The sequence below is a fragment of the Micromonospora sp. CPCC 205558 genome (genome assembly GCF_036902955.1).
In the GTDB taxonomy this organism is placed as follows: Bacteria; Actinomycetota; Actinomycetes; order Mycobacteriales; family Micromonosporaceae; genus Micromonospora.
The window spans coordinates 1-18,327 of record NZ_JBAKHR010000037.1 but is presented as its reverse complement, the minus strand read 5'-3'; the positions used below and the strand labels follow the sequence as shown (position 1 = coordinate 18,327).

General features: G+C 71.8%; 22 protein-coding genes. 13 read left to right on the top strand and 9 right to left on the bottom strand.

The window, feature by feature from the left end:
* Nucleotides 1-19: 19 nt before the first annotated feature.
* Nucleotides 20-601: a TIGR03086 family metal-binding protein gene (locus V6U86_RS29455; protein WP_334508966.1), complete on the bottom strand. Its 582-nt coding sequence runs from the start codon at nt 599-601 to the stop codon at nt 20-22.
* Nucleotides 602-632: 31 nt separating this feature from the next.
* Here V6U86_RS29455 and V6U86_RS29450 point away from each other — a divergent pair, with 31 nt between their 5' ends.
* Nucleotides 633-1,430 carry an AraC family transcriptional regulator gene (locus V6U86_RS29450; RefSeq protein WP_334508963.1) on the top strand — a complete coding sequence of 266 codons (798 nt, stop codon included), beginning with the start codon at nt 633-635 and terminating at the stop codon, nt 1,428-1,430.
* Between the two features lie 32 nt (nt 1,431-1,462).
* On the opposite strand, the gene V6U86_RS29445 is transcribed toward V6U86_RS29450, so the two are convergent.
* From V6U86_RS29445 to V6U86_RS29420, 6 genes are read right to left on the bottom strand one after another with little or no spacing between them, the layout of a single operon-like run.
* Nucleotides 1,463-3,001 carry a SpoIIE family protein phosphatase gene (locus V6U86_RS29445; RefSeq protein ID WP_334508961.1) on the bottom strand — a complete coding sequence of 513 codons (1,539 nt, stop codon included), beginning with the start codon at nt 2,999-3,001 and terminating at the stop codon, nt 1,463-1,465.
* A gap of 4 nt (nt 3,002-3,005) precedes the next feature.
* Nucleotides 3,006-4,367, bottom strand: a complete 1,362-nt coding sequence (locus V6U86_RS29440) for a sensor histidine kinase (RefSeq protein ID WP_334508959.1) — start codon at nt 4,365-4,367, stop codon at nt 3,006-3,008.
* Nucleotides 4,364-5,377: a SpoIIE family protein phosphatase gene (locus V6U86_RS29435; RefSeq protein ID WP_334509059.1), complete on the bottom strand. Its 1,014-nt coding sequence runs from the start codon at nt 5,375-5,377 to the stop codon at nt 4,364-4,366. The genes V6U86_RS29440 and V6U86_RS29435 overlap by 4 nt, the downstream gene beginning before the upstream one ends.
* Complete coding sequence (locus V6U86_RS29430; protein ID WP_334508957.1) at nt 5,374-5,793, bottom strand: anti-sigma regulatory factor; 420 nt, start codon at nt 5,791-5,793, stop codon at nt 5,374-5,376. Before V6U86_RS29430 ends, V6U86_RS29435 begins: the two co-directional genes overlap by 4 nt.
* A complete protein-coding gene (locus V6U86_RS29425) occupies nt 5,790-6,200 on the bottom strand; it encodes an STAS domain-containing protein (protein WP_334508955.1) in 411 nt (136 codons plus the stop codon). The genes V6U86_RS29430 and V6U86_RS29425 overlap by 4 nt, the downstream gene beginning before the upstream one ends.
* Nucleotides 6,200-7,060 (bottom strand): STAS domain-containing protein, encoded by an 861-nt coding sequence (locus V6U86_RS29420; protein ID WP_334508953.1) that lies wholly within the window; start codon nt 7,058-7,060, stop codon nt 6,200-6,202. The genes V6U86_RS29425 and V6U86_RS29420 overlap by 1 nt, the downstream gene beginning before the upstream one ends.
* Before the next feature lie 163 nt (nt 7,061-7,223).
* Here V6U86_RS29420 and V6U86_RS29415 point away from each other — a divergent pair, with 163 nt between their 5' ends.
* Entirely contained in the window at nt 7,224-7,580 is a 357-nt protein-coding gene (locus V6U86_RS29415; RefSeq protein WP_091395791.1) for an STAS domain-containing protein, read from the top strand.
* 13 nt (nt 7,581-7,593) lie between these two features.
* Here the strand turns inward: V6U86_RS29415 and V6U86_RS29410 are convergent, their stop codons facing one another.
* Nucleotides 7,594-8,745, bottom strand: a complete 1,152-nt coding sequence (locus tag V6U86_RS29410) for an MFS transporter (protein ID WP_334509057.1) — start codon at nt 8,743-8,745, stop codon at nt 7,594-7,596.
* 179 nt (nt 8,746-8,924) lie between these two features.
* On the opposite strand from V6U86_RS29410, the gene V6U86_RS29405 reads away from it, so the two are divergent.
* The 4 genes from V6U86_RS29405 (at nt 8,925) to V6U86_RS29390 (ending at nt 11,099) form a co-directional block, all read left to right on the top strand.
* Entirely contained in the window at nt 8,925-9,641 is a 717-nt protein-coding gene (locus V6U86_RS29405) for a FadR/GntR family transcriptional regulator (protein ID WP_442935028.1), read from the top strand.
* A 39-nt stretch (nt 9,642-9,680) separates the two neighbouring features.
* The gene (gene mscL, locus V6U86_RS29400; RefSeq protein WP_334509054.1) at nt 9,681-10,154 is read left to right on the top strand and encodes a large conductance mechanosensitive channel protein MscL; all 474 of its coding nucleotides are present in this window, start codon (nt 9,681-9,683) and stop codon (nt 10,152-10,154) included.
* 81 nt (nt 10,155-10,235) lie between these two features.
* On the top strand, nt 10,236-10,487 hold the full coding sequence (locus V6U86_RS29395; protein ID WP_334508948.1) for a hypothetical protein: 252 nt from the start codon (nt 10,236-10,238) through the stop codon (nt 10,485-10,487).
* Between the two features lie 240 nt (nt 10,488-10,727).
* Nucleotides 10,728-11,099 carry a hypothetical protein gene (locus V6U86_RS29390; protein WP_334508945.1) on the top strand — a complete coding sequence of 124 codons (372 nt, stop codon included), beginning with the start codon at nt 10,728-10,730 and terminating at the stop codon, nt 11,097-11,099.
* Here the strand turns inward: V6U86_RS29390 and V6U86_RS29385 are convergent.
* Entirely contained in the window at nt 11,012-12,295 is a 1,284-nt protein-coding gene (locus V6U86_RS29385; RefSeq protein ID WP_334508943.1) for a benzoate/H(+) symporter BenE family transporter, read from the bottom strand. The genes V6U86_RS29390 and V6U86_RS29385 overlap by 88 nt on opposite strands.
* 55 nt (nt 12,296-12,350) lie before the next feature.
* Here V6U86_RS29385 and V6U86_RS29380 point away from each other — a divergent pair, with 55 nt between their 5' ends.
* The 7 genes from V6U86_RS29380 to V6U86_RS29350 all read left to right on the top strand — a co-directional run bounded on the left by V6U86_RS29380 (nt 12,351) and on the right by V6U86_RS29350 (nt 18,258).
* Complete coding sequence (locus tag V6U86_RS29380; RefSeq protein ID WP_334508941.1) at nt 12,351-12,911, top strand: helix-turn-helix domain-containing protein; 561 nt, start codon at nt 12,351-12,353, stop codon at nt 12,909-12,911.
* A gap of 114 nt (nt 12,912-13,025) precedes the next feature.
* A complete protein-coding gene (locus V6U86_RS29375; RefSeq protein ID WP_124770664.1) occupies nt 13,026-13,745 on the top strand; it encodes a PP2C family protein-serine/threonine phosphatase in 720 nt (239 codons plus the stop codon).
* 102 nt (nt 13,746-13,847) lie between these two features.
* On the top strand, nt 13,848-14,186 hold the full coding sequence (locus V6U86_RS29370; protein ID WP_334508938.1) for a PadR family transcriptional regulator: 339 nt from the start codon (nt 13,848-13,850) through the stop codon (nt 14,184-14,186).
* Nucleotides 14,183-15,028 (top strand): ATP-binding cassette domain-containing protein, encoded by an 846-nt coding sequence (locus V6U86_RS29365; RefSeq protein WP_334508936.1) that lies wholly within the window; start codon nt 14,183-14,185, stop codon nt 15,026-15,028. Before V6U86_RS29370 ends, V6U86_RS29365 begins: the two co-directional genes overlap by 4 nt.
* Complete coding sequence (locus V6U86_RS29360; protein WP_334508935.1) at nt 15,025-15,717, top strand: hypothetical protein; 693 nt, start codon at nt 15,025-15,027, stop codon at nt 15,715-15,717. Before V6U86_RS29365 ends, V6U86_RS29360 begins: the two co-directional genes overlap by 4 nt.
* Before the next feature lie 82 nt (nt 15,718-15,799).
* Nucleotides 15,800-16,975 carry a GNAT family N-acetyltransferase gene (locus V6U86_RS29355; RefSeq protein ID WP_334508933.1) on the top strand — a complete coding sequence of 392 codons (1,176 nt, stop codon included), beginning with the start codon at nt 15,800-15,802 and terminating at the stop codon, nt 16,973-16,975.
* Between the two features lie 92 nt (nt 16,976-17,067).
* The gene (locus V6U86_RS29350; protein ID WP_334509052.1) at nt 17,068-18,258 is read left to right on the top strand and encodes a hypothetical protein; all 1,191 of its coding nucleotides are present in this window, start codon (nt 17,068-17,070) and stop codon (nt 18,256-18,258) included.
* Nucleotides 18,259-18,327: the final 69 nt, after the last annotated feature.

Genomic DNA, 18,327 nt, shown 5'->3' with positions numbered 1-18,327 from the left:
GGGCCAGGGGGGCGGGGGGTTAGGGGGTGGGCCAGGTGGGGGTTCGGCCGGTTTGGGTTAGGAGGTGGGCCAGGTCGGGGATGGTTGCCTCGGTGGGGGCAGCGAGCGGGACCGGTTCGGCGAAGACGCCCATCTGGCGGGCGGTCGGGCCCAACCGCTCCACCAGCCCGTGCAGCTCGGCCACCGCCTCCGGGGCCGGGTGGTACGGCTGGCCGGTGGCGACCGCGAGATCCCAACCGTGCACGGTCAGGTCCAGCAGGGCCATGCCGCCGATGACGGACTGCGGCATGCCCATGCCCGGTGACACGCCCTCCAGGGTGGACGGGTCCGACCAGGCGGCGACCAACCGGTCGGTCTCCACCTCGAACCGGTCCCGCCAGCCGTCGCCCAGGTGGTCGGGCTTCTCGGCCCACTCCACCTGCCGTTTCTCGGCCAACTCCTGAAAGTTGACCACCACCTGGAAGAGGTGGTTGAGCAGATCACGGACCAGGTAGTCCCGGCACGGCGTGGGCAGGTCGAGCTGGTCGTCGGAGATCCCGCGCACCACGTCGACGGTTCGCGGCGCGGCGGCGGCCAGCAGATCGCTAGTCTGAGTGGACATAGGGCCAGCGTATGAGGGTGGTCTTGAACAAATGCGACAGCGACCGCGCGGCGACAGCCGGGGAATCCTGGACCCCGGGCGCCTGCTGCGCGAGGTGCGCTTCCGTCGACACCTGCCGGCGGAGTCGCTGCGCCCGTGGGTCGAGCACTACTGGTTGATCGACTGGGCGTTGAGTTCGCCGTTCGAGCAGCGGGTCGTGCCGCACCCGGCGGTGAACGTGGTGTTCCAACGTGACGGCGACGGCCCCGAGGCCAGCGAGGTGGCCGGGGTGGGCCACGACCTGTTCCGGATCACGCTCAGCGGCACCGGCCGGGTGTCCGGGGTGCAGTTCCGCCCCGGCGGCTTCCACCCGTTCTGGCAGCGGCCGGTCAGCGAGTTGACCAACCGTCGGGTGCCGTTACCCGCCGGCCGACTGGCAGCACCGGACACGATGGTCTGCGCGAGCGACGACGATGAGCGCTGCCGGGCACTGGACACCCTCCTCACCGGCTGGCGGCCCGAGCCGGAGCCGATGGCCGAGGAGGCCGTCCGGCTGGCCGAGGTGATCCGTACCGACCGGACCGTGCTGCGCGTCGACGACTTCGCCGCACGGCACGACGTCCCGGTCCGCCGGTTGCAACGACTCTTCCTGGAGTACGTGGGGGTCGGGCCGAAGTGGGTGATCCGCCGCTACCGGCTCCAGGAGGCGGTCGAACAGGCCGCTGGTGGCCCACTGAACTGGGCTGACCTCGCCGCCGACCTCGGCTACAGCGACCAGGCCCACCTGGTCCGCGACTTCACCGCCGTGGCCGGGGTGTCCCCCGCCGCGTACGCCCGCTCGGTGCACTGAGGAAGCTGGACAGAGCCGACAGAGCTGACAAATCAGCGGCGACGCAGGACGACCACGGCCACGTCGTCCTGGATCTCCGGTGGGGCCAACTCCACCAGCAGTCGGGCGCAGAACTGGTCCAGGTCACCGTCGACCGTCGCGGCGACCGCGGCCAACGCGGCCAGCCCCTCGTCGATGGTGGCGTCCCGTCGCTCGATCAGCCCGTCGGTGTAGAAGACCAGCGTGGCACCGGCCGGCACCACGAACTCCAGGTCGGCCGGGCGGGGGGCGCGAACGCCGAGCAGCGGTGCCGAGTGCTGCACGAACTCGACCTTGCCGTCCATGACCATCAGCGGCGGAAGGTGCCCGGCACTGGCCAGCCGGACCCGTCCGGTGGGCGGGTGCAGCAGCAGGACGCAGAGCGTCGCCAACTCGTTCGGCAACAGTGTCCGCATCAGCTCGTTGACCCGGTGCAGGATCTCGCCGGGCTGGTGGCCCTCGACCGCGTACGCCCGCACCGCGTGCCGCAGCTCGGCCATCACCGTCGCCGCGTGCAGCGAGTGGCCGGCGACGTCCCCGATCGCCAGCAGCAGGTGCCCGTCGAGCATCACCAGCTCGTAGAAGTCGCCGCCCACCTCGGTCTGCGCGCTGGCCGGCTCGTAGCGCACCGCGAGGTCCAGCCCGGCCACGGTGGGCAGCCCACGCGGGAGCAGGCTGCGTTGCAGGGTGACGGCGATCCGGTGCTCCTCGTCGAACGAGCGCTGCGCCTCCACTGCCGCCGCCACCGCCTGGGCCAACTGCACCAGCACCGGGGTCCGCGCGGTCTGGGTGGCGGTCGGGACCACCACGTACAGCGGGGCACGGTCCTCGCGGAGCTTGGCGGCGGCGACGGTCACCGTGTCGTCCGCCGGCCAGTCGACAAGCGCCCACGTCGCCGGGGCCTCCACCCGGACCGTGGCGCCGGTCGGCACCCCGGTGTCGTCGACGACCCACGGCACGACAGTGGCAGCCTCGCCGGGGCCGGCGCAGACACCGGCGATGCAGTCACCGTCGAAGGTTTCGGCGATCACCGCCGCCGGGCTCTTGAAGATCTGGGCGGCACCCTCGGCGGCGGCCTCCAGCAGGCGCGCGAAGGTCGGCGCGGCGTGCACGGCGACGGTCGTGTCGGCCAACCCGAGCAACCGTTCGGCGAGCAGTTCGGCCCGCTGCCGGGCCTGGTAGTAGCGCAGCACCGCCCGGGTAGTGGCGATCAGCTCCTCGGGCTCGATCGGCTCGGTCAGGTACGCGTCAGCGCCCCGGGTCAGCCCCTGGGCGCGGTCGGCCACGTCCACCGCGTGCGCCGAGACGTGGATCACCGGCATCGCCGGATGCCGCGCCTTGATCTGTTCGCAGACCTCGTAGCCGCTCACGTCGGGCAACCGGACGTCGAGAACCACCAGGTCGATCCGGTCCACCTCGACCCGGGCCAACGCGTCGGCGCCGTTCTCGGCCTCCAGCACGGTGAACCCGGCCCGGGTCAGCCAGCTGACCAGCAGGTAACGCTTGGTACGACTGTCGTCGACCACCAGGATGGTTGTCGGCACGCCGTCCACGCCGTCACGCCCTGCCTGTGGGGAGGGAGACGGTGAACGTGCTGCCTTCGCCCGGCGCGCTGGCCAGCTCCAGCGTTCCGCCCAGCAGCGTCACCAACCGCCGGGCGTACGGCAGGCCGAGGCCGGTGCCGCCGACCCGGGTGGCTCCGGGCACCTGGTAGAACTCCTCGAAGATCCGGTCATGCAGCTCGGGAGCGATACCGGGCCCGGTGTCGGTGACCTCGAACTGCCAGCGGTCGCCGTGCTGGCTGGCCCGCAGTCGCACCTCGCCGCGCTCGGTGAACTTCAACCCGTTGTGCAGCAGGTTGCGCAGCACCTGGCCGAGCAGCACCTCGTCGGTGCGCAGCAGGGCCGGCCCGCTCGGCTCCTCCACGACCAGTTCCACGTCCGGGCGGGTGGCCAGGGCGCGCAGGGTGCCGCGCAGTTGCCCGAAGACCGGGCGCAGGTCGACGTCGGTCAGGTCCAGCTCGATCCGGCCGGATTCCGCCTTGGCCAGGTCGAGGAGTTCGTTGACCAGGTTGAGCAGATCCGCCGCTGACGAGCGGATCAGATCGACCTGGCGGCCCTGCTCGTCGGTGAGCGGGTCGGAGGCGGAGTCGGTGAGCAGCCGCCCCAGGCCGATTATCGCGGTGACCGGGGCGCGCAGCTCGTGGCTCACGTTGGCCAGGAACCGGCTCTTCGACTCACTCGCCGCGCGGAGCTGGGCCGACTTCTCGTCCAGCTCGGCGTAGAGGGCGACGACGCCGCGGTTGGTCTCCTCCAGCTCCTCGGTGAGCTGGTTGTAGAGCGCCAGCACACCCCGGTTCGTCTCGGCCAGTTCCTCGTTCAGCACGGCCAGCTCGTCGCGCTGACTGCGCACCTCGTCGAGCGCGGCGATGAGCTGACCATTCTGGGTGGTGAGCTCGTCCAGCGCGCTGGCCGGCGCGGTGCGCCCGAGTTCGGTGCGAAACTCGGCGAGCCGCTCCGGGGTCGGCATCGGCGCATTGGCCGGGAGTCGTCGGGACATCCTCACGACCGTAACCCCCTCGACGGTCGACACGCTCAGTGTGTCAACCAGTCGAGACACCGCGCCGGACTGCGGCTGGTAGCGGCCGTCCGGGAGCGGGGACACCGGGGCCAGGTCGGCGCGCAGGTGGAACCGGCCGTCGGCACCCGCGTCGACGTGGAAGGAGACGTCCGCTCCCGCGGTCGTCCGCAGCAGGTCCCGGGCGACCTCGCTGAGCGCGGTGGCGATCCGGACCTGGTCCTGGTGTTCCAGGCCGACCACCACGGCCACCTCGCGGCCCCGCTGGCGGATCACGAAGATGTCCTGCTCGACCCGCAGCGCCATCTGGAGCAGCGGCAGCGCGGCTGACTCCTCGGTCATGCCCACGACCTCGCGACCAGTACGCAGGCGTCGTCGCGTCGTACCCCGGCGTCCCGTAACAGGGTCGCCGCCATGACCAACGGGGATCTCTCCGCCAGGTCCGGGTAGTCGGCCATCCGCCACCGGTCGACCACCCCGTCACTGTGCATCACCAGCCGGGCGCCGGGACCGAACGGGTAGTCGTACTCCCGGATGGTCGGCCGTTGGTGGCCGGCGATGCCGGGCAGCGACACCAGACCTCGGCGCTGGCCGTCACCCTCGACGATCACGCCGGAGATGTTGCCCAGGCCGGCGTAGTGCAGCACACCGGACTCCGGCCTCAGCTCGCCGACGGCGAGCGCGGCGCCCCGGGTGTGCGACATGCCCCGGTGCAGGTGACCGACCACCACCGCCGGCGGGCCGGCGGGGGCGTCGCGGAACGCGGCCAGCGCCGCATCGGTGGCGGCACCGGCCAGCGGGCCGTGCCCCAGCCCGTCGCTGACCAGCACCTGGTGCCGCCCGTCGACGACCCGGACGGCGTAGCCGTCGCCGCTGATCGTCTCGCCGGTGATCGGCCTGCTGAGGGCTCCGGCCCAGGACGGCCGGGCCGGCTCGGCCGGCCAGACCTGCACGGCGAGGACGGTGCCCCGCCCGGGCAGCGAGTATCCGTCGAACCAGCTCGCCTGCCGGACGATCGCCCCCAGACCGATGCCGAGGGTGCCGGTGGTGGAGTGCCCGTCCCGGGACGAGACGGTCAGGTCGGCCATGCCGGGCCCGGAGTCGATGGCCACCAGCTCCACCCCGGCCTGCCCGGCTCGGCGTACCGGCCGGAGCAGCAGGACACCCTCGTCGGCGTGCTTGACCAGGTTGCTGGTCAGCTCGGCCGCGACGATGGCCAGGTCGGCGATGCGCGCCGCACCCATCTCCACCTGCGCGCCAAGGCGCTCGGCGGCACGCCGGACAGCGCTCGCCGCGCTGCTGGCGTCCACCCGGAACCAGATGCCACTGTCAGTGACCGCGTCGGCGTTCACCTGGACCACTTGGTGACCGTGATTCGCGTGCCCGTCTCCGCTGATGTCTCGATCTGGAACTCGTCGACCAGGCGGCGCGACCCGCTGAGGCCGAGGCCGAGGCCACCGCCGCTGGTGTAGCCGTCGGTCATGGCCAGGTCGAGGTCGGCGATGCCCGGCCCGGAGTCGTCGAACACGATCTGCACGCCCTTGCGTCGGCCGTTGTCCACGACCGTCACCTCGACCGAACCGCCGCCGCCGTACACCAGGGTGTTGCGGGCCAACTCGCTCGCCGCGGTGACCAGCTTGGTCTGGTCGACGAGGGACAACTTGGTGGCCACCGCCACGGCCCGGACGAGTTGCCGGACGCGCACCACGTCCTCATCGCTGCGGACCGACTGCGCCTGTGGTTGGCCCAGGTCGATGCCCGCGGTCACGGCGTGGCCGTCTCGGCGTCCGGATCGTCGTCGAGCTGGTGGTCGAGCTCGTCGGCGTGGGCCGCCGCGATCAGCTCCATGCCGCGCTCGACGTTCAGCGCGGTACGGATGCCGTTCAGCGACAGCCCCAGTTCGACAAGGGTGATGGCGACGGCCGGACGCATCCCGACCACCACCGTCTCCGCGTCGAGCACCTTGGAGATCGACGCGATGGTGGAGAGCATCCGCCCGACGAAGGAGTCGACGATGTCCAGCGCGGTGATGTCGATGATGACGCCGTGACAGCCGGTGTCGACGATCCGCTCGGCGAGGTCCTCCTGGAGCTGGACCGCCGTCTGGTCGGACATGTCGAGCTGGATGGAGACGAGCAGGATGTCCCCGATCTTGAGGATCGGCACCCGTTCCATCAGGCGTTCCTGCGCGGCAGGCGGCGGGCGGTCTCCACCCCGTTGAGCCGCAGCACGTGGCGCAGCGCGTCGGCGAGGCTCGCCTTGGTGGCGATGTCGCCGAACTCGATGCCGAGCGCCACGATGGTCTGCGCGATCTGCGGGCGGATGCCGGAGATGATGCAGTCGGCGCCCATCAGCCGGGCGGCGACCACGGTCTTCAGGATGTGCTGGGCGACCTGGGTGTCCACCGCCGGTACGCCGGTGATGTCGATGATCGCGTACGGCGAGCTGGTGTCGACCAGGGTCTGCAGCAGTCGCTCCATGACGACCTGGGCCCGGGCCGAGTCCAGGGTGCCGACCAGCGGCACGGCGACGACGCCCTCCCAGAGCTTGACCACCGGCGTGGAGAGTTCGAGCAGTTGCTCGGCCTGGTCGGCGATCAGGCTCTCCCGGGTGCGGACGAAGCTCTCGAAGGTGAACAGGCCCATCTCGTCGACCAACTTCGAGAAGGCGACGTAGTCGTGCAGCGCGTTCGGGCCGCCGGCCTCCTGCAGCAGCTCGGCCAGCACGTCCTTCAGCGCGAAGACGCTGACCGTGGTCTCGGTGGCGGAGAAGCCCTGCCGGGCCCGGCCACGGGACAGCTCGGCGAGCGCGGCACGCAGTTCGGCGGCGTTGTCGGCGGACAGGTCGATGATGCCCTGTTCGCCGGTGGCGACGATGGCACTGTGTAGATCCTGGACCTGTCGGCGCAGCTCCGCCTGGCTCAGCCGGCCCCGCAACGAACTGGTGACGATCTCGGTCCACCGAGTCGTGACCCGTTCGTCCTGCCCGCTGAGCAGCGCGGCGAGCCGACCACTTTCTTCGGTGCTCAACGCCATTTCGAACCCCCTTGACCTGGACCGGGCGGACTCTATCACCGGGGTCTGATCAACTACTTGCCGCGTAGCAACGGAATGATGATGGCCACCGGACAACGGCTCCCGTTCTGCGTCCGACCCTGGTCGTGGGATACCGTTCCCCCGATAACAGGAGGTCTGGCGAATGTCGTTGACGGTGCACACGGAACAACGCGGCGACGTGGTCGTCGTGGCAGTCGCGGGCGAGCTGGACATGGCCACCGCACCGCAGCTGCAGGACCAGATCACCGACCTGCTCGACAAGGGCCGCAACCGGCTGGTGTTCGACCTGGCGGACGTCTCGTTCTGCGACTCGACCGGCCTGTCGGTCTTCGTCCGCGCCAAGAACAGCTGCGACGAGGCTGGCGGCGTGGTCCGGCTGGCCGCCCCGCAGCGGGGTGTGCTGCGCATCCTTGAGGTGAGCGGGCTGGTCGAGGTGCTGCACACCTACCCGACGGTGGATGAGGCAGTCGCCGGCGAATCGACGCCGGCTTCCTCCTGACCGCTGCGGCTCGTCACTCGTCCTCGACGTAACGGGGACGAGCGATCGCCATGCCCGCCGTCGTCTGCACGGCGAGGGCGCCCAGCAGGAACCCGATCGGCGCGGTCCAGCCGCCGGTGGCCTCGTAGAGGATGCCGACCATCAGCGGGCCGAGGGCGGCGATCACGTACCCGGTGCTCTGCGCGAACGCGGAGATCGCGACTGTCCCCTCGGCGGTGCGGGCGCGTAGGCCGATGGCGGTCAGGATCATCGGGAACGCGCCCTGGCCGATCGCCAACAGGGCGACCCAGAGCAGCGCGGCGCCGTGCGGTGCGAGCGCCAACCCCAGGTAGGCCAGCGTCGACGCGGTGGTCAGCCCGAGCACCAGCGGGCGCAGGGTGCCCAGCCGACCGGCCAGGGTGGGCATCAGCAGCGCGATCGGCACACCGAGCGCTGTCACCCCGGCGAGCAGCAGCCCGGCCGACTCCGGCTGGTAGCCGGCATCGCGGAACAGTTGGGCCAGCCAGCCCATGATCGCGTACCCGCTGAGCGACTGTGCCCCGAAGTAGACGGCCATCGCCCAGCCGAGTCGGGTCCGCGCCGGCCGGACCCGGCTCGGCGTGGCGACGGCCGCCGTCGGGGTCGTCCGCCGCGCCGCGGCCCGGGTCCGCAGCGCCAGCGGCACCCACGGGAGTACGGCCACCGCGGCCATCGCGGCCCAGACGCCGAGCCCGGCCCGCCACGACCCGAAGGCGTGCGCGATCGGCACCGCGGAGGCGGCGGCCACCGTCGTGCCCACTGTCAACGCCATCGTGTACGCCCCGGTGACCAGGCCGGTGCGGTGCGGGAAGTGCTGCTTGACGAGCATCGGCAGCAGGATGTTGGCGACCGCGATGCCGGACAGCGCCAGCGCGCTGGTGAGCACGAAGATCCAGGCCGAGTCGGTGGCGACCCGGAGCACCTGGCCGACGGCGAGGGCGAGCATGGCGACCACCAGCACCCGGGCCGGCGCCACCCGGCGGACCAGCCACGGAGTGAGCGCGCCGAGGCCGGCGAACGCGATGGTCGGCAGGGTGGTGACCAGACCGGCGGTGACGCCGGAGAGGCCGAGCCCGTCGCGGACCTCGTCGAGCAGCGCGCCGAGGCTGGTCACCACGGCCCGCAGGTTGAGCGCGACCAGCAGCATCCCGACCAGCACCAGCGCGCCACCGGTCGCCGGGTGCGTCCGCCGGCCCGCACCGGGGTCCCGCCTCGGGCGAGGGTCGACGGTGGCGGGGGCGGGCAGCGCCGGAGCGGCGGTTGGTGGCGGGGTCATGACCGCTAACCTACAATCATGGGATGAATTTGGGACCGGTGATGTAACCAGTGCCACCGTCGGTTGAATTCCCCTCCGCGCCACCGGCGCCGTCCCGCGACCAGCCGGCCGTGCCACCGCGCGGTCATCGGGTCCGGCAGACCACCGAGCAGCTCCGCGCCCGGATCCTCGGCGGCGAATGGCCCGTCGGCGGGCGCATCCCCACCGAGCCACAACTGGTCGCCGCGCTTGGCGTCGGGCGCAACACGGTCCGCGAGGCGGTCCGCGCCCTGGTGCACGCCGGGGTGCTGGAGTGCCGGCAGGGCTCCGGCACCTACGTGGTGTCCACCGACGAGTTGGCACCGGTTGTCGCCCGCCGGCTCGGCGACGACCGGATGACCGAGGTCATCGAGGTACGCCGCGCCTTCGAGGTGGAGGCCGCCCGACTCGCCGCGCTGAGGCGTACACCGGAGGACCTGGCGGCGCTCGACGGCGCGCTCGCCCGGCGCGAGGCCGCCTGGCACGGCGGCCGGGTCGACACGTTCGTCGAGGCCGACGCGGCACTGCACACGGCGGTGGTGGCCGCCGCGCACAACGCCATGCTCGCCGAGCTGTACGCCTCGGTCGGCACCGCCCTGCGCAGCACCGTCGCGCAGGCGATGGGCGACGCGCTCACCCCCGAGCGTTACGTCGACCACACCCGGTTGGTCGAGGCGATCCGGGCCGGCGATCCGGGCCGGGCGGCGCTCGAAGCCGGCGCTTTTCTGGAACCCGCCGTACGGGCATAGGTTGTGCCCGACAGAAAAGCGGACACCTCGGGAGTACGAATGCTCAAGGGCTTCAAAGACTTCATCATGCGCGGCAACGTCGTCGACCTGGCGGTCGGTGTCGTCATCGGCGCCGCGTTCACGGGCGTGGTCACCCAGCTCACCAAGTCGTTCCTCGACCCGCTGATCCGGGTCTTCGTGCTGCTCATCACCGGCAGCGACAAGGGCCTGGCCGGCACGGCACCGAAGTTCCATGGCATCGCGTTCGACTGGATCGCCTTCGTCAACGCGGTGATCACCTTCCTGCTCACCGCGGCGGCGCTCTACTTCCTGGTCGTCTACCCGATGAACCGGCTGGCCGAGCGGCGCAAGCGGGGCGAGGAGCCGCCGCCCTCGGCGCCGAGCGAGGAGGTCAAGCTGCTCACCGAGATCCGCGACGCGCTGGTCTCCGCCGGGCACACCACCCCGGGCCAGCAGCGCGGGGCGCTGGACGACGTGCTGGGCCGCCGTCCCGAGCCGCCGACGCAGCGCTGACCCGAACGGATGCACATCGGCCCCTGTGGGATTCCCGCAGGGGCCGCACCTTCTCGAACGTGTGTTCGATAGAGTCCGGCCATGGAGCAGCGAAAGCACTGGTGGAACGGGAAGTGGGGACGACTGGCCCGGCGGGACGTCTTCCTCCGGGTGGACGCCGACCGGTGGCACGTCGAGCAGCGGGCCGGCGGCGCCGAGGGCATCTCCCGTTTCTACGAGTACGGCAGTGCGGACGAGGCTGAGGACACCGTCCGGGCCCTGCTCGACGGCCCGGACACCTGGCGGGAGCTGTCTCCCCGCCCGCCGAGCGGCTGGACCCTCCCGAACACCTGAATGGGCTGCGTGCCGCTGGCGTGGCGGCCCGTCGCCGGCCACCTTGCGCGGACCGTGGAGGCGGTATTGCTTTCGACGGTGATGACTCTGAGGCATATTGATGCCTCAGAGTCATCACGCTCTTCAGGCCCATCGCTTCCCGGCCCATCGCCCTCCAAGTCGCTGCCGTAGTTGCTGAGCATCGGGCGGATGGGTGCGCGGCGGCGTTTAGCGGCGCACCGCCCTGGGAACCGCAGCGGGATGGATCAGCAGGACGACCAGCAGGCGACCATCTCGCGGATCACCACCGGAATGCCGGTGATCGACTCAGCCGGCACCGAGGTCGGGACCGTGGACCTCGTCCAGCGGGGCGACCCGAACTCGGTGACCGTCCAGACACCGACCGCCGACCCGGGCAGCAGCCTGGACGAGCTGATCGAGGCGACCGCGGTCGAGGAACCGGACGTGCCAGCCGATCTGGCGGCACGACTGCTGCACACCGGCTACCTGAAGGTTTCGACCGAGTTGACCCGCACCGGCGCGGTCTACGTACCGGCCGACCGGATCGGATCGGTGGCCGACGGCCGGGTCCTGCTGGCCGTCGGGGTGGCCGACCTGCCGCCCGAGGAGTAGCCCCACGCCCTCCCGGCAGAGGCGGGCTGGTCCGGCTCGGCGGGCTGGCGGCGGTGGAAGAGCAGCAGCATCAGGCAGCCCGCGACCAGGCCCCAGAACGCGCCGCCCACGCCGATCAGCGTCACCCCGGACGCGGTCACCACGAAGGTGACCACGGCGGCCTCGCGGGTCGTCGGGTCGGTCACCGCCGAGGCGAGCGCGGTCGCGAGTGCGCCCAGTAGCGCCAGCCCGGCGACCGCCTCGATGAGGATCGGTGGGGCGACCGCGACCAGCGTGGTGGCCACACCGGCGCCCAGGCCGAGCACGGCCAGTCCAGCGCCGGCGGTGACCGAGGCGATCCACCGGCGCTCCGGGTCGGGGTGCGCGTCGGGGCCGGCGGCCAGCGCGGCGGTGATCGCCGCGAGGTTCACCGCGTGCCCGCCGGCCGGGGCGGCGAGCAAGCTGGCCAGGCCGGTGGTCCGCAGCGCGGCGCCGAACGGCGGCCGGTAGCCGTAGCCGACCAGCACCGCCATGCCGGGTACGTTCTGCGCGGCCATGGTGACCAGGAACAGCGGCAGGGCCAACCCGACCAGGGCGGACGCGTTCCAGGCCGGCGCGGTCAGCGTGATCGACGGGATCAGCGCGGCACCGGTCAGCCCGGCCGGCGGTGTGGTCAGTGCGATCGCCGCCACCGCCACCACCAGCGCACCGGGCACCGCCCAGCGGCGGGCGAACCGGTGCAGCAGCAGCCAGCCGACCACCACCGGCCCGGCCACCATCGGCAGCTCGACCAGTGCGCGGACCGGGGCTGTGCACAGCGGCAGCAGCACCCCGGCGAGCATCGCGCCGGCCACCGGCTTGGGGATGGCGGCCACCGCCCGGCCCAGTGGCGGAAACAGCCCGGCCGCGACGATCAGCAGACCGGAGACGAGGAAGGCACCCACCGCCACCCGCCATCCGCCGGGCGGCGGGCCGGTCGCCACCAGCAGCGCCGCGCCCGGGGTGGACCAGGCGGCGCTCATCGGTATCCGGTACCGCCAGCCCAGCCAGGCGGCGACGAGCCCGCTCGCCACGCAGAGAGCGAGCAGGCCGGAGGCGGCCTGCGCATCCGACGCGCCAGCCGCTCGGAGCCCGGCCAGCACGACGGTGAACGAGCTGGCGAAACCCACCAGCGCGGTCACCACCCCGGCCAGCACCGGTTGCACGCGTCCGGCCACTCCACCCTCCCGACTGTTCCGTTTACGGAACGGAAGCGTGTAGCACGATAGCCGGGTGCCGCACCCACCACCAGACCCGCGTCCGGGCCTCGACGTGGATCCCGCCGTCGTCGGACGCCGGGTCCGCGCCCTGCGCGAGGAACAGGGGATCTCGCTGTCCACACTCGCCCGACTCGCCGGTGTCGGGAAGGCCACCCTCTCCGGTCTGGAGCACGGCACCCGCAATCCGACCCTGGAGACACTCTGGGCGGTCACCGCGCAGCTCGGCGTACCGTTCACCGCCCTGCTGGCCGAACCGACGGCCGAACCCACCGTGCACGGCACCGCGGTCACCGCCACCCTGCTGGAGGTCTTCACCGACACCGACGCGACCTACGAGCTGTACCGCATGCGGGTCGCACCCGGCGTCGTGCAGCTCTCCCCCGCTCATGCGTCGGGGGTCACCGAGCACGTCACCGTCTTCGCCGGGGTGCTGCGAGCCGGGCCGGCCGACGCACCGCTGACCGCCCCGGCCGGTGGTCATCTCCGCTGGGTGTCGGACGTGCCGCACAGCTACGCGGCGGTGGGTGACGAGGAGGCCGCCGCCAGCCTGCTGCTGCGCTATCCGCGCCGCTGAGACCCGGCCGATCGTCACGGACCGTCGGGTCCGTCGACGAAAATCGCAATCATTTCTCGTCCGAGGTAGGAGGCGTAGAGACGAATGCGGGTTGTTCTTGGCAAGCTTGACCCCATGACGCTGATCCTCCGCTCGGTCATCCTCAACGACATCGGCTTGGTGCGCACCAACAACGAGGACTCCGCCCTCGCCGGTGACCGCCTGATCGCCGTCGCCGACGGCATGGGTGGGCTGCCTGCGGGCGAGGTGGCGAGCGAGATCGTGATCCGGATCCTGGACGAGCTGGCTCCGCCCACCGACCCCGACGGTGCCGCCGACGCGCTGCGTGCGGTGGTCAGCACCGCCAACCAGCGCATCCACGCCGCGATCACCGTCGACCCGAGCCGGGACGGCATGGGGACGACGCTCACCGCTGCACTGTTGGCCGGGGAGACGCTGGTGCTGGCCCAGGTGGGCGACTCCCGCTGCTACCTGCTGCGCGACGGGGAGCTGACCCAGCTCACCCGGGACGACACGTTCGTGCAGGCGCTCGTCGACCAGGGCACCCTCTCTCCCGAGCAGGCCCGCCACCACCCGCAGCGGTCCCTGGTCACCCGGGCCGTGCAGGGTGCCGACACCCCACCCGCGGTCGGTGTGCTCACCGTGGTCCCCGGCGACCGGCTGCTGCTGTGCAGCGACGGGCTCTCCGACTACGTCGAGGACGAGGCCATCGCGGCGGCCCTGGGCATGTACGCCGACCGTCAGCAGTGTGGTGAGCAGTTGGTGAAGCTGGCCCACCATGCCGGCGCACCGGACAACGTCACCGTCGTGGTCTCCGACGTCGTCGCCCGCTGACCCGTACGACGTCAACTCGCGGCACACCCGAGCCGGCTGGTTCGGGTGTGCCGCCGCAGTAGGTGGTTGTGCCATCTAGCTTGCGTCGCTACTGTCCGACCTGTGGATTCCGACCGGCGCGGGCAGTGGCTGCGGGGGGTGCTCGACATCTGCGTCCTGGCCCTGCTGTCCGAAGGCGAGTCCTACGGCTACCAGCTCGCCCAGGCGCTCGACGCGGCGGGCGTCGGGCCGATCCAGGGCGGCACGCTCTATCCCGTGCTGCTGCGCCTGCAGAAGACCGGCCTGGTGACCGCGCAGTGGCGGGAGGGCAGCGCCGGGCCGGCCCGCAAGTACTACCGGCTCACCGACGACGGGTACGCGGCGCTCCGCGCCGGCGGCAGCGCCTGGCTCACCTTCGTCCGGCCGGTGAACGACATCGTCACGAAGGGGGCCACCCGGTGAACGCCGACGACTGGCTGCGTACGCTCACGGCCGAGTTGCACCAGCGCCGGGTCGCGGCGGACGCCGCCCGGCACGTGGTCGCCGAGGCCGCCACGCATCTGCGCGAGGGAGGCGGCGACCCGTGGGTCGTCTTCGGTCCACCCCAGCAGTACGCGGGTGCGGTCGTGGAGAGCATCGGCACCGCGCCCGGACCGCGCCCCGGGCCGGTCCGGCTACACGCGGCGGGCATCACCAAGAAGTACGGACGGCGAACCGTGCTGCACGACGCCACGCTGACCGTCCGGGCCGGACAGATCGCCGCCGTCGTCGGCGCGAACGGCTGCGGCAAGAGCACCTTCCTCCGGATCTGCGCCGGGCTGATGTCACCGGACGCCGGTGAGGTGACCGTCTCCGGGCGGCTCGGCTACTGTCCGCAGTCCGGCGGCACCGCCGACTTCCTGTTCGCCGACGAACACTTCGTGCTGGTCGGCGCCGGTCAGGGCGTGGCCCGGGGCCCGGCCCGCCGCGCCGGTCGGGCGGCGGCCCGTCAGCTCGGTTGGGAGGCGGGCGGCGACGTGCAGGCCCGCCACCTGTCCGGCGGCACCCGGCAGAAGCTCAACCTGACCATGTCCACGCTCAGCGCCCCCGACGTGCTGCTGCTCGACGAGCCGTACCAGGGCTTCGACCAGGGCACGTACGTCAACTTCTGGGACCAGCTCAGCAGGTTGCGCGACGCCGGCACGGCCGTCGTCGTGGTGACCCACCTGCTCAACCAACTCGACCGGGTGGACATCGTGCTCGACCTGACCCCGGCACGAGAGACCGGGTGGCACGCGCCCGGCATCCAGGGAGGTCGCCAGTGAACCGGCTCGTCACCGTCGCCGAGATGACCCTGCGGGAGTTGCTGAGGCGTCGGGGCGTACTCCTGCTGTTGTTGTTGATGCCGTTGACCTTCTACCTGATCCGGCGGGACGCCTACCTCGGGCAGTCGGTTCGTTCGCTGCTGCTCGGCGTGGGCTGGGCGGTTAGCACCGCCGCGCTGTTCGCCACGACCGCCGCGCGCGAGTTGGAGCCGAGGCTGCGGCTGGCCGGCTACCGCCCACACCACCTCTACCTCGGTCGGATGCTCGGCCTGTGGGTGGTGGGGCTGGTCATCTCCGTGCCGTTCTTCCTGCTCCCGATGGTCGACGGCGCCGACCTGCGGTACGGCGGCCTGGCGGCGGCGCTGCTCTGTTCCGTCGCGGTGGCGGCGCCGTTCGGGATGTTGATCGGTGCGCTGCTGCCCCGCGAGTTGGAGGGCACGCTGCTGCTGCTCACCGTGGTGACGGTGCAGATGCTGATCGACCCGGCCGGGTCCGGGGCGAAGTTGACGCCGTTCTGGTCGAGCCGCGAGATCGCCACCTGGACGGTCGACGACACCGACCAGGGCTACCTCTCCCGTGGGCTGCTGCACGGGCTCGTCGTCACCGCCCTGCTGGCCCTGGGCGTGGCCGCGGTGGCCAGCATCCGCCTGCGCCGCCGCCGGCACCTACGGCACCTGCCGGTCGGCTGACCGCCGCACCGTGGGCGGATCGGCCAATCCGGTTGCTGCGACATCCGCGACGGGTTGAGATGGGCGAATGACCATCCGCCGGGTGACCGACGACGACCGTCTCACCACCAGCTTCCCGCTGGCCGCGTACGCCTTCGAATCCTCGCCGATCAGCGCTACCCGGGCCGCGGAGTTCCGCGACTACCTGCCCTACAACCAGGGCAACCGGACGCTGATCGCCGAGGAGGGCGGCACCACGTTGGCCGCCGTCTCGGCCATTCCGATGCGACAGAACCTGCGTGGGGCGGTGCTGCCGATGGCCGGTGTCGCCGGGGTGGCGACCCATCCGCTGGCCCGCCGGCAGGGGCACGTCCGGACGTTGCTGCACCAACTCCTCGACGAGATGCGCGACGAAGGGCACCTGCTCAGCGCGCTCTACCCGTTCCGGCCCAGCTTCTACGCCCGGTTCGGCTACATCGGCCTGCCCAAGCCACGCCGGGTCACCTTCACTCCGGCCAACCTGGGCTCGCTGCTCAAGGTGGACCTGCCCGGCGAGGTGGGCTGGGAACGCATCGCCGCCGGTTATCCGGCGTGGCGGGCGTTCACCGAGCACAACCTGCGGGAACGGCACGGCTTCTCCATCTTCCCGGACCACCGGGCGGTCGGAATGCGCGACCGCGACGAATACTGGCTGCTCACCGCCCGGGTGGCCGGGGAGGTCACCGGTGCGGTGACGTACCGGATCGACGAGCACGGCGGCACGCTGCACGGCAACGAACTGCTGGCCGATGATCCGCTCGCGCGGGCGCTGCTGTTGCAGTTCTTCGCCCGGCACGTCGACCAGATCGAGCGGATCACCGTCCAGGTTCCGCCCGACGAGTTGCCCGAGTTGTGGCTGACCGACCTGGACGTGCACGTCGAGGCCCACACGGCCGTACCGGGTTCATCCGCGCCGATGGCCCGGCTGCTCTCGCTGGACGCGTTGCGCGGGCTGCCCGCCGGCCCGGGGCGGGTACGGATCGACCTGACCGGGGACCGCTGGCTGGCCGGCACCCACCTGTTCGACGGCACGACCGGCGCGCTGGAGCTGGTCGACGACACCACCGGCAGCGCGCCCACCGCCACGATCACCGCCGCCGGGCTCTCCGCCCTCGCGTACGGGGTGCTGGACCCGGCCGAGCTGCCGCTGCGCGGTCTGGGTGAGGTGCCGGTGGACGCCGCCACCGAGCTGCGCGGCCTCTTCCCCCGCCGGGTGCCGTACGTCTTCGCCGACTTCTGAGCCCTGCTCAGGATGGCGTCTTAGCAGTTCATTAAACCGGCTCGGCGGATTCGTCGCGGCGCCGTCGTGGCTCCTAGCATCACTGGGTGCGCATGACATCGCTTGCCGCTCTCCTCGTCCTCGGTGTCGCCACCGCGACCCTGCCCGCCTGCGCGCCCAACGACCCGGCCCCCACCTTCGAGGCCGGCTCGACCGCGTCGCCCACGCCGACGCCGCCACCGACCGCCTCACCGGGGGCAACGCCAGGGGCTCGGGACGGCCTCGACGGTCCGGGGGCCAGCGCGAGCCCGAAGCCCGCCAACAAGGTGCTCGCGGCCGGCAACCCGAACGGCAAGGCCACCGTGCCGGCCGAGGCACGGGCGGTGGACACCTCGAAGCCGACCCGGACCATCGGCACCGGCACCCCGACGAGCTGCACCTCGGCGGCGGTGGTGAAGGCCGTCGCGGCCGGCGGTGTCATCAAGTTCAACTGTGGACCGGCCCCGGTGACCATCAAGATGGCCGCCACCGCGAAGGTCCGCAACGCCAACGGGCCGAAGATCGTGCTGGACGGCGGCGGCACTGTCACGTTGAGCGGCCAGGGGCAGCGCCGCATCCTCTACATGAACACCTGCGACCAGGCCCAGGGCTTCACCACCTCGCACTGCCAGAACCAGGATCACCCGCAGCTCACCGTGCAGAACCTGACCTTCGCCGACGGCAACTCCACCGGCCAGAAGGCCGAGGGCGGCGGCGGTGGGGCGATCTTCGTACGCGGCGGGCGGCTGAAGGTGGTCAACTCGCGCTTCGTACGCAACCGCTGTGACCGCACCGGCCCCGACCTGGGTGGCGCGGCCATCCGGGTGCTGAGCCAGTACGAGAACAAGCCGGTGTACGTCGTGGGCAGCACCTTCGACGGCGGCTCCTGCTCCAACGGGGGTGCCCTGAGCAGCATCGGCGTGTCGTGGGTGGTGCTGAACAGCGTGCTCAAGAACAACGAGGCGATCGGCAACGGGGCCAACCCGGCCAAGTCCGGCACGCCCGGCGGCGGCAGCGGCGGCGCGATCTACTGCGACGGCAACGAGTTCACCGTACGGATCGCCGGCACGATCATCGAGAACAACAAGGCCAAGGAGGGCGGCGGCGCGGTCTTCTTCGTGAGTAACAACCGCACCGGCACCATGAAGATCGAAAACTCGACCCTGCGCCGCAACCCCAGCGCCAAGTTCGAAACCCGCGGCTTCCCCGGCATCTTCTTCCTGGGCGCCCGCAACCCCACAGTCACCGGCTCCAAGCTCTCCTAACCCCCGCGCCGTCCGTGCCCCCGCGCCGCGCCGCCCGCGCCGCGCCGCCCGCGCCGTCCGCCCGCGCCG